The sequence below is a fragment of the Propioniciclava soli genome, assembly GCF_014858005.1.
GTDB lineage: Bacteria > Actinomycetota > Actinomycetes > Propionibacteriales > Propionibacteriaceae > Propioniciclava > Propioniciclava soli.
Genome location: NZ_JACYOT010000041.1, coordinates 1 through 2250, shown reverse-complemented (window position 1 = coordinate 2250; position 2250 = coordinate 1). Strand labels below are relative to the sequence as shown.

General features: G+C 65.7%; 1 protein-coding gene. It reads left to right on the top strand.

Annotated elements, in window-relative coordinates; all coding sequences use genetic code 11:
* The first annotated feature begins 635 nt into the window (after nucleotides 1-635).
* Complete coding sequence (ltrA, locus tag IFY26_RS17485; protein ID WP_232550288.1) at nucleotides 636-2132, top strand: group II intron reverse transcriptase/maturase; 1497 nt, start codon at nucleotides 636-638, stop codon at nucleotides 2130-2132.
* Nucleotides 2133-2250: the final 118 nt, after the last annotated feature.

Sequence of the window (2250 nt, the reverse complement as noted above, 5' to 3'; positions counted from 1 at the left end):
CGACGGCGTCGAGGTCGTCGGCGTCGACGAGCACGCTGTGCGCCACGAGGCGCTGTTGTTTCGGATGGAGGTGAGAGACCTGCATCGCCCCGCTGTCGTAGCAGTGGGGTGAAGCTGGCGGCAGCCTGACTTCGGGGAACGCCGGGGTTGGGTGGGAGCAGCCGCGACAAAGTCAGGACGGTCCAGCACTACCGGATGGGCCGGGTCTGGTGAGCAAGACGGGAAGGTGTACGAGAGGAACCGGTGTCGTAAAGCCTCTTGATCGTCGACCAGCTCGAACCCGGTGGATGCGGGCTGGAGTGCGGTGCGTAACCGCCGTGGGGGTCGTCAGCCAGACGGCCGTCGGGGTGGGGAACTGTCGGAACGGTGAATGTGTCGGGTCCGGCAGGTCGTGGTGAAGGTCTACGGCGTAGCCACGACGATGCCGCAGGGGCAAAGCCGGGCGCCTCGCCCGTCAACCGAACAGCAGTGAACGTGGGAACCCTCCGCACTCCGTTCCCCACCACCTTGGTGGGGATAGGCGCGTTGCCGGCCGAAGGGTGTGGGTGGGGGCGGAGCCGTCGTAGTACTCCGAGGTCGGGAAAGCCGACCGCATGGGAAAGGGCGGCAGCGAGAGGAAGCAGGAAGGAACTGTGATGTCCGAAGACGCACCGGTGAATACCGGTGCCACTGGGTGGCCGAGCGATGCTCGCGCCTTTCTGGCGGTACGGAGGATGCAGACCAAACTGCATGGTTGGGCGGCCGCGGATCGCGGCCGCCGGTTTGATGATCTGTACAACCTGGTCTGTGACCCGGCGTTTCTGACGATGGCGTGGGAACGCGTCGCTGGGAACAAGGGGGCACGGACACCGGGGGTGGACCGGGCCACGGTGGCCCACGTTACCTCCGGGATGGGGGTCGAGGCGTTCCTGCGGCAGGTACGGGACGAGTTGAAGTCCCGGACCTTCCAGCCGGTGCCGGTGCGGCAGGTGATGATCCCGAAGGCCAGCGGCAAGCTGCGCAAGTTGGGCATCCCCACCGTCACCGACCGGGTGGTGCAGGCCGCCTTGAAGCTGGTACTGGAACCTATTTTCGAGGCGGACTTCCAACCGTGCTCGTACGGGTTCCGCCCCAACCGGCGCGCTGCTGACGCGATCGCCGAGATCCACCACTTCACCAGCAAACGGTATGAGTGGGTGTTGGAGGCCGACATTGAGGCGTGTTTCGACATGATCGACCACACCGCGTTGATGGACCGCCTGCGAGCGAGGGTTTCGGACAAGCGTGTGCTGGCGTTGGTGAAGGCGTTCCTGAAGGCGGGGGTGCTCACCACGGTGGGTACCACCGAGGGAACGGTGACCGGCACCCCGCAGGGCGGAATCTTGTCTCCGTTGCTGGCCAACATCGCTTTGTCCGTGTTGGACGACGAGTTCGCACGGCGCTGGACCCAGGAGATGGGAACGGCGAACCAGCGGAACCGGCGCCGCTATCACGGCGAGGCGACCTACCGGCTCATCCGGTACGCCGACGACTTCGTGATCGTGGTCAAAGGCGAACGGGCTGATGCCGATCAGTTGCGCGAGGAGGTGGCAGTCGTGTTGGCCCCGATGGGGCTGCGACTGTCGCCGGACAAGACCCGAGTGGTCCACATCGACGACGGGTTCGACTTCCTCGGCTTCCACATCCGACGGATGCGGAAACGCGGGAGCCACAAGTCGTTTGTGTACACCAAGCCGTCGACGAAGGCGATCGCCTCGATCAAGGCACGGGTGAAGGCCATGACGTACAGAGCAACCCTGCACCGCGACCCGGGCTACCTGATGGCCTACCTGGGTCGAGTGTTGCGTGGGTGGGCGAACTACTTCCGGCACGCGTGGCCAAACGAGCCTTCAACGCGGTCGATTCCTACACGTGGGAACGGATCACGTCGTGGCTACGGAAGAAGCACCGTCGTATCGGATGGCCAGAGCTCCGGCGCAGGTACTGTCTGCCGGGCAGTTGGCGGCTCGCCCACGACGGGGTCAGGTTCAAGGGCGCAGCCAGCGTCCCCATCGTCCGGTACCGCTACCGCGGCTACCAGATCCCGACCCCGTGGACCCCATCGACCGTCACAAGCTGACCGACCCCCTCACGTGGAGAGCCCGGTGCGGTGAAAGTCGCACGCCGGGTTCGGCGGGCGGGCTGTGGAAACCCACCACGGGTAACCGTGGCAGGGCGCCACAGCCCGACCCAACTGGCGACACACCCGCAAGGGCGACAAGTACGTGACCG